Annotated in this window: 7 protein-coding genes; 6 read left to right on the top strand and 1 reads right to left on the bottom strand. The window is 67.3% G+C overall.

Features of this window, described 5'->3' with window-relative positions; translation table 11 throughout:
* The first annotated feature begins 93 nt into the window (after positions 1 to 93).
* From G1H10_RS25330 to G1H10_RS25320, 3 genes are all read left to right on the top strand, one after another.
* Positions 94 to 615, top strand: coding sequence for a hypothetical protein (locus G1H10_RS25330; protein ID WP_163743214.1), 522 nt, complete (start codon positions 94 to 96; stop codon positions 613 to 615).
* A 43-nt stretch (positions 616 to 658) separates the two neighbouring features.
* On the top strand, positions 659 to 1,858 hold the full coding sequence (locus tag G1H10_RS25325) for a Gfo/Idh/MocA family protein (protein WP_163743213.1): 1,200 nt from the start codon (positions 659 to 661) through the stop codon (positions 1,856 to 1,858).
* A 210-nt stretch (positions 1,859 to 2,068) separates the two neighbouring features.
* Positions 2,069 to 3,232, top strand: a complete 1,164-nt coding sequence (locus tag G1H10_RS25320) for a fatty acid desaturase family protein (protein ID WP_163743211.1) — start codon at positions 2,069 to 2,071, stop codon at positions 3,230 to 3,232.
* A gap of 66 nt (positions 3,233 to 3,298) precedes the next feature.
* Here the strand turns inward: G1H10_RS25320 and G1H10_RS25315 are convergent, their stop codons facing one another.
* Positions 3,299 to 4,675, bottom strand: coding sequence for an acyltransferase family protein (locus G1H10_RS25315; protein WP_174264657.1), 1,377 nt, complete (start codon positions 4,673 to 4,675; stop codon positions 3,299 to 3,301).
* A gap of 366 nt (positions 4,676 to 5,041) precedes the next feature.
* On the opposite strand from G1H10_RS25315, the gene G1H10_RS25310 reads away from it, so the two are divergent.
* The 3 genes from G1H10_RS25310 to G1H10_RS25300 form a co-directional block, all read left to right on the top strand.
* Positions 5,042 to 6,433, top strand: a complete 1,392-nt coding sequence (locus G1H10_RS25310) for an ABC transporter substrate-binding protein (protein WP_163743209.1) — start codon at positions 5,042 to 5,044, stop codon at positions 6,431 to 6,433.
* A gap of 153 nt (positions 6,434 to 6,586) precedes the next feature.
* Complete coding sequence (locus tag G1H10_RS25305; RefSeq protein ID WP_163743207.1) at positions 6,587 to 7,924, top strand: ABC transporter substrate-binding protein; 1,338 nt, start codon at positions 6,587 to 6,589, stop codon at positions 7,922 to 7,924.
* A 15-nt stretch (positions 7,925 to 7,939) separates the two neighbouring features.
* The coding region (locus G1H10_RS25300; RefSeq protein WP_376778660.1) for a carbohydrate ABC transporter permease at positions 7,940 to 8,324 on the top strand (385 nt) is incomplete at its 3' end.

Here is an 8,324-nt window from a genome sequence, read left to right as displayed (position 1 = left end):
GGGGGGGGGGCGGGGGGGGGGGGCGCCGCCGGCCGCCGGGGGGGCGCCCCCCCCCCCCACGACTCCGCCGGTGGCGTACCGAACTCCGACCGGGTGGCCGAGCTCGAAGCGGCCGAGGAGGCCCGGCACGCCGAGCAGGTGGTGGAGCTGACCGATCTGGCCGTCGCCATCCACGGCGGCCTGATGCCGGTGCTCGGCGGCCTGCATGAGTACCTGCCGGTGGATGGTCCGCCGTCGCAGGAGGCACCGGCGGCCTCGGAACTGGAGGCGTGGAGCGCCGCGGTCGACGACGCGTCCGCGCGCCTGGGCGATCCGCCGTCGGCGTCGACCGAGATCAACCTCACCCGGCAGGGCATCTCGCTCACTCTCGAGCTGCTGGATTCCGCGCTGCGCCTCTACGCGGAGGCGCTGGAGGCCGAGGGCGGGCAGCACGAACGGCTCGTCGCGCTGGCGTCCGAGCTGCGTGCCGACGCGGTCGCGTCCTGGAGCCCGGCCGCCTTGCAGCTGGACCAGCTCAACATCGACGCCGGCCACGGGCACGTCCATCTGAGCCTGCCGCTGAACCCGGACGACCCGGGTGCCGGTCCGCACGATCTTGACACGCACGACCACTGACATCACAGGTGAACAGCTCGCGATGAGAAGAAGGATCTGATCCATGACTGATGACGACAGGGCGACTCTCGGGGTCGGGATGTTGGGCTACGCCTTCATGGGCGTGGCTCACTCACATGCGTGGCGGAACGTGCGCAGCTTCTTCGATGTGCCGTTGCTGCCGCGGTTGACCGTTCTCGGGGGCCGCGACGTGCAGTCCGCGACGGCCGTGGCGGACAAGTTCGGCTGGGAGCATGTGGAGAGCGACTGGCGCGCGGTGATCGCCCGAGACGACGTGGATCTGGTGGACGTGTGCACGCCGGGCGACTCGCATGCCGAGATGGCCATCGCGGCGCTGGAGGCGGGCAAGCACGTGCTGTGCGAGAAGCCGCTGGCGAACTCGGTAGGCGAGGCCGAGCAGATGGCGGCCGCTGCCGCCCGGGCACGCGAGTCGGGGGTGCGGGCGATGGTGGGGTTCACCTACCGCAGGGTCCCGGCCATCGCGCTGGCCCGCGCCGTGGTGGCCGAGGGCCGCATCGGCGCGGTCCGGCACGTGCGGGCCCAATACCTGCAGGATTGGTTGAACGACCCGGCGGCGCCGATGTCGTGGCGGCTGGAGAAGGCACGTGCGGGTTCGGGCGCGCTGGGCGATATCGGGGCGCACATCGTGGACCTGACGCAGTTCATCACCGGTGAGCAGATCACCGGAGTGAGCGCGATGATGGAGACGTTCATCCGGCAGCGCCCGATCGCCGCGCCGGCCGGGTCGGGGGTGAAACTCGGCGGCCACGTCGACGGCGGCGACGTGCCGCTGGGAGAGGTGACGGTCGACGACGCGGCGGTGTTCCTCGGCCGGTTCAGCGGCGGAGCGCTGGCCACGTTCGAGGCGACGCGGTATGCCACCGGCCGGAAGAACGCGATCCGGATCGAGATCAACGGCTCTCAAGGGGCGCTGGCCTTCGACTTCGAGGACATGAACGTGTTGCATTTCTACGACGGTGCCGAGTCCTCGCAGACGGCCGGGTTCCGGCGGATCCTGGTGACCGAGCCGGACCATCCGTACCTGGCGGCGTGGTGGCCTCCGGGGCATCTGCTGGGTTACGAGCACGGCTTCACTCATCAGGCGCTGGACCTGGTGAACGCGATCGCCGAGGGACGTGACCCAGATCCGTCGTTCGACGACGGACTGCGGGTGCAGCGGGTGCTCGCAGCGGTCGAGCAGAGCGCCGTCAAAGACAGCGCCTGGACGCCCGTTGCGGAGTAGCCCGGCGGCGCCCGCCTGATCCATGGTGCGGTGAGCACACGTTGGTACGCGCTTTCCCGGCGATCCTGGTGTGTACTCACCGCACCATGCAGGTGTAGTCACCGCACCAGGCACAGGGTGCGGGTGGCTCGAGGGTGGGGCTATCCCTACCCCAGGTTCTGGCGTCAGCACCGCTGTCGTGGCATTTATACGTCCGTATGGTACGGATGTATGAAGTCGAATTCTCCCAGTACTACCAGCGGTTTCGACGCGCTCGAGGGTGGTCCATCGGGCCCGGTGAGCGGTGCCGACGGTCCGGCGCGACGCCCTCGCGGTTCCGCGGAACGCCGTTACACCAGTGAGTACGCCGAGCTGTCCAGGCAGGTGCGGGCCGCCAGGCTGCTGCGGCGCCGGCCGTTGTTCTACCTGCTGCGGGTAGTCGTACTGGTCCTGCTGTTCGCGGCGACCGGATGGGCGTTCCTGGCGCTCGGTGACAGCTGGTGGCAGCTGGCGACGGCGGCGGTGCTCGGGCTGCTGCTGACGCAGGTGGCTTATCTGAGCCACGACGCCGCGCACCGGCAGATCTTCAGCTCCGGTAAGTGGAACGAGCGGGCCGCGTTGCTGCTCGGAGACGTGGTGGTCGGGCTGAGCTACGGCTGGTGGATGTCGAAACACAGCCGGCATCATGCGAACCCGAACAAGGTCGACGTCGATCCGGACATCGAGCCGGCGGCTCTGGTCTTCAGCCCGGACGAGGCGGCGGCACGGCACGGTCGCCGGTCGTTCTCGAGCTGGTGGGTGAAGCGGCAGGGGACACTGTTCTTCCCGCTATTGCTGCTGGCCGGGCTGAACCTGCACGTCTCCTCGATCCGCACCGTGTTCGGGCGAGGCCACGTGAAGCATCGGGCGTTCGAGATCCCGGTACTGGTGGCCAGGTTGACCCTGTACCCGGTGGTGTTGTTCGCGGTCCTCTCGCCCGGCCTGGCTGTCGCGTTCCTCGGGGTTCAGCTGGCCGTCTTCGGGCTGAGCATGGGTTCGTCATTCGCCCCCAACCACAAGGGCATGCCCGTGGTGCCTCGGGACCTGAGCGTCGACTTCCTCCGTCGCCAGGTCTTGACCAGCCGCAACGTGCGGGGCGGCCGGTTCGTCGACATCGCGATGGGCGGCCTGAACTACCAGATCGAGCACCACCTGTTCCCCAACATGCCGCTGCCCGGGCTCCGCGCGGCGCAGCCCATGGTCAAGCAGTTCTGCGCGGAGCACGGGATCGCGTACACCGAGGCCGGCCTGGTGGAGTCCTGGCGGATCGTGGTGCGGCACCTGAACCGGGTGGGCCGTGCCGACCTGGACCCCTTCCAGTGCCCGCTCGCGGCCCAGCTGCGCGCTCCGGTGTGAGCTGCCGCCTGTCGGAATCGTGATACATCGATGCAGGAGGTGGCCGAGATGTGGGTCGTGCTGTCCTCAGCCTTGCCGCGGTTCGGCGTCGGCGCGGGAATGCCGGGCACGCGCGAACCGGAGCAGGGACACACCGACGAGGTAGCAGCCGAGAGCGGCCGGCGGTACTCCGGTGGCGCTCACATAGTCGCTGCCGGCCGCGGCGACGATCAGCAGGCCGCCGACGGCGGAGACGATCGCGGCGATGACCATGACGCGCCAGGCCCCCCGACGGAGTACCAGGCGACCGGTGAGGGCGGCGTCGTCGACGGTGTGTATCCGCGGCAGGCCGGCGGTGCGTAGCTCGATCCGCGCGAACAGGGCGACGAGACCGGCCAGTACCACGGCGCATGCCGCCAGCCAGGGCAGCCGTAGCAGCAGCCAGGCGGCCGAGTCCACGTCGGGCTGCGGCATGATCCCGGTGCCGACCAGGACGGCGGAGACCAGCACGGCTGCCGCCATATGCCACAGGAACAGCGTCAGAACCACCGTGTTCACCGCCACCACACCGGTCCAGGCGCGGGCGCCGCGCAGCGCCCGGTTGACCGGCCCGCTCAGCGCCATGGCCGCCGCGCACTGGGTCAATCCCAGCACCAGCAGGGCGAACGTCGGCGGGGTAGCGTTCTGCAGCTCGGCGCCCGGAACGCTGACCATGCTCACCGGGTACGGCCCGACCGTGGTCAAGGCGACGAGCGTGACGAGTCCGGCTCCGCACAGCGGTACACCGGCACGGACGGTGGCCGAGATGCCGCCTTCGTGCCAGGCGACGCCGAGCTGGTGGAAGATCAGCCAAACCAGTAGGTAGTTGGCGTTGCCGGCGATCGGTGCGTCGCCGTGGATCCGCACCGTGTCGACGAGCAGGACGAGCACGCCGGCCACGACCGGGAACGCCATGCCGTAGCGTGCGTGCGCGGCGTGCGCGAGCGGTGCCAGAAACACCAGGCTGATGTACGCCACCAGGAACCACAGTGGGATCGAGGCGCCCCACACGCCGAGCGCGACCGTCGATGCGTCGGCGCCGAGCAGGCGTGCGGTCGCGCCGGCGGCGGCGAGGGCGACCAGAAACACCGTGGTGGGCCGCAGCAGGCGTGCACCGCGATTGAGTAGCCATCCGAACGTGTCGCCGCCGCGCCGGTGGTGGGAGTCGATCGACGCGGCGTTCGCATACCCGCCCACCAGGAAGAACAGCGGCATCACCTGGAGTATCCAGGTCAGGGGATGTCCCCAGGTCAGGTACTCGAGTGCGCTGTCCGCGTCGAGCTCGTCGCCGGTCCATACCACGATCGCCATCCAATGCCCGAAGACCACCACGCCGATGGCGAATGCCCGCAACAGGTCGACGTGGCGGTTGCGCTGGGGCGGCGTCCGGCGTGCGGCGCGCCGTGCGTCTTGGATGAGGCTCATCGCATACTCACTTGCCGTCTCCTCGAGGGTACGTCGCCCACGGTTCCCAGCGCCCTGGCATGGCACGCCGGGCGCCTGTGCATGGCACGCCGAGAGCTTGCGACAAGCGGCGATATGGTCCGATTCGTGGAGGCCCCCGCCGTGCCATGCTGGGGTGTCACCGCCGCGTGAACGAGAAATTACCGGACGATCTCTTGACCGTGTCCTGGGTCACAACTAACATTCCTAGCCATCCAGAATACCGGCTAGCGTCCGAAATTTCGGACACCTCGGAGCGTTCAGCGGTCTCGGGTTCGAGACCGAGGCACCACGGAGGGGTGCGGGGCCAGATCGATCGAAGAACAACGCGTCGGAGAGGTGTGCACAGTGTTAGCGCTAACAAGAATTCGCAGATCGCTTGCGCTCGGCTCGGCGGCCATCCTCAGCGCGGCCGCGATCGCCGCGTGCGGCGGGGACAGCCCGAGCATTTCGGACCTCGACTCCGAGGGCGGAGAAGGCGAGGAGGGCGGCGAGACCGCCGAGCGGGAGATGGAATCCGAGGAGGGGTGGGAAGGTGAGGACATCGAGCTGGAGTTCTGGACCTTCGTCGATGCCCACACGGATTTCATGATCGCCCGTGCTGAGGAGTTCAACGAGGCCAACTCGGACTACAACATCATCCTCAACGCGTCGACCGCCGACTACGAGGAGATGCACGACCGGCTCCTGGTGTCCCTGCAGTCCGGCACCGGCGCCCCGGATCTGGTGGACATCGAGATCCAGCGGTTCGCCACCTTCCTGCGCGGCGACGTCCCGCTGCATCCGCTGAACGACATCGTCGACAACCACCGCGACCAGCTGGTGGAGGAGCGGCTCGCGCCATACCAGCTGGACGGCGTGGAGTACGGGATCGACTACCACCTCGGCACCTGGGTGATGTATTACAACAACGCGATCATGGAAGAGGCCGGCGTCGACGTCGACGAGATCGTCACCTGGGACGATTACATCGAGGCCGGCAAGCAGGTGGTGGAGAACACGGACGCGATGATGGCGTCGGTGGAGACCACCGACCGGTTCTCGGTCATCGGCCTGATGCTGCAGAACGGCGGCGGCACCTACAACGAGAACAACGAACTGATCCTGGACAGCCCCGAGAACGTCGAAGCGCTCCAGCTGATCTCGGATATGGTGCACGAACACGAGATCGCGACGGTCGCCGAAGGTGGCCAGCACCACGAGACCGCGTACTACGAGGCGTTCAACGCCGGCGAGTACGCGTCGGTGTGGATGCCGCAGTGGTACGTCACCCGGTTCAAGGACTTCATGCCGGAGACCGAGGGTGACATCCTCATCCGTCCGTTGCCGGAGTTCGACGAGGGCGGCTTCATCAGCACCATGGGCGGTGGCACCGGCACGGCGATCACCACGCAGATCGACGAGGACAAGCTGGACGCGGCCAAGCAGTTCCTGGAGTTCGCCAAGCTGACCTACGACTCGCAGGTGGCGCTCTGGACCGAGCTGGGGTTCGATCCGTTCCGGGTGGACGTCTACGACGATCCGGCGCTGACCGAACCCGACCCGTGGTTCGGCAACGAGCCGGTGATGAGTGACCTGGCCCAGGTCTTCGACCGGCTGGCCCCGGAGTACACCGGTCCGCGGTATCCGGAGGTCATCCTGCAGCTCCGCGACATCGTCGCCTACGAGGTGATCGAGGAGGGCGGCGACCCGCAGCAACTGCTAGAGCAGGCGGCCGACGAGGTCAGCTCCATGGACTGATCGACACCGCTGATCCCCATGATCATCAATGGCCGAACCGGTCGTGGTCGGTCCGAGGCATTGATGATCATGGGGCGCGGAGGAAGGTAACAGCCGATGGTCAGATGTTCGGGAACACGTACGACGAGGCTCCACAGGGGACCCGGCCGACCCGTGCTCGTCAGCGTCCTCGTCGCCGGCGCTACCGTCGTCGCCGCGTGCAGCGACACCGGTGGAAGCGTCTCCGACCTGGAAGACGGTGCGGGCGAGGAACAGGTCATGGAGGTCGACCCGGAGCATGAGGGTGAGGAGATCGAGCTCGAGTTCTGGACCTTCGTCGACGCCCATGCCGACTTCATGATGGAGCGGGCGGAGGAGTTCAACGCGGAGAACTCGGACTACAACATCGTCATCAACGCCTCGGTCGCCGATTATGCCGACATGCACGACCGGCTGCTGGTCGCGCTGCAGTCCGGGTCGGGCGCGCCGGACGTCGTGGATATCGAGATCGGCAGGTTCGGCACCTACCTCCGCGGTGACGTGCAGCTGCATCCGCTCACCGACATCGTCGACAACCACCGGGCGGACCTGGTGGAGGAGCGGCTCGCGCCGTACCAGTCCGACGGCGTGGAGTACGGGATCGACTACCACCTCGGTGCCGTGGTGATGTATTACAACAACGCGATCATGCAGGAAGCCGGGGTGGACGTCGATGAGATCGTCACCTGGGACGACTACATCGAGGCCGGCAAGCAGGTCGAGGCCAACACCGACGCGATGATGACCACCGTGGAGACCACGGCGCCGATGTCTCTGCTGGGGTTGATGAAGCAGAACGGCGGCGGTGTCTACGACGAGAACAACGAGCTGATCCTGGACAGCCCGCAGAACGTCGAGGCCGTTCAGTTGATCTCGGACATGGTGCACGAGCACGGCATCGCGGAGGCGCCGCCCGGCAGTGAACACCACGACCCGACGTACTACGAGGCGTTCAACAACGGTGAATACGCGTCGGTGTGGATGCCGCAGTGGTACATGATCCGCTTCAAGGACTTCATGCCGGACACCGAGGGCGACATCCTGGTCCGTCCGCTGCCGGAGTTCGAGCCCGGGGGGAACATCAGCACGATGGGCGGTGGCACCGGCACGGCGATCACCACGCAGATCGATGAGGACAAGCTCGACGCGGCGAAGCAGTTCCTGGGGTTCGCGAAGCTCACCGAGGAGGCGCAGGTCGCGCTGTGGACCGACCTCGGATTCGACCCGTTCCGCAACGACGTCTACGACGACCCGGCACTGACCGAGCCCGACCCGTGGTTCAACAACGAGCCGGTCATGACAAACCTGCTGGACATGTTCGACCGGCTGGCGCCTGAGTACACCGGCCCGCGCTACCCGGAGGCGATCACCCAACTCGCCGAGAACGTGGCATACGAGGTGGTCGAGGAGAGCGTGGATCCGCAGGAGTCGCTGGAACGGGCAGCCGAAGCGGTTCGCTCGGTGGACGAGTAGGGGGTGGACATGGCCGTGCTGACCAGACAACGCACCCGGGGCTCGGAGGCCCGTCGGCCCAAGACGCCGTTTTTCCATCGCCGGTGGGTGGTGGCGATGGTGTTCATGTTGCCGTTCTTGGTGTTGTTCGGGGTGTTCCGGGTGTACGCGGTGGGTTATGCCGTGGTGCTGAGTTTCCAGGACATCGAGGGTATTGGTGTCAGTGAGTGGAGCGGGTTCAGTAATTATCGCCGGTTGTTCTCTGATAGCACGTTCTTCACTGCGTTGCGGAACACGGCGTTGTATACGGCGGGGACGTTGTTGGTGTTGGTTCCGGTGCCGTTCGTGTTGGCGGCGGTGTTGCAGTCCAAGCTGGTGGCCCGGCAGGCGGCGTTGCGTTCGGCGTTCTTCTTGCCGGTGT

The organism is Phytoactinopolyspora halotolerans (assembly GCF_010550675.1).
GTDB lineage: Bacteria > Actinomycetota > Actinomycetes > Jiangellales > Jiangellaceae > Phytoactinopolyspora > Phytoactinopolyspora halotolerans.
Note: the sequence above shows the minus strand (reverse complement) of the source record. Positions and strands in the feature narration are given on the sequence as shown.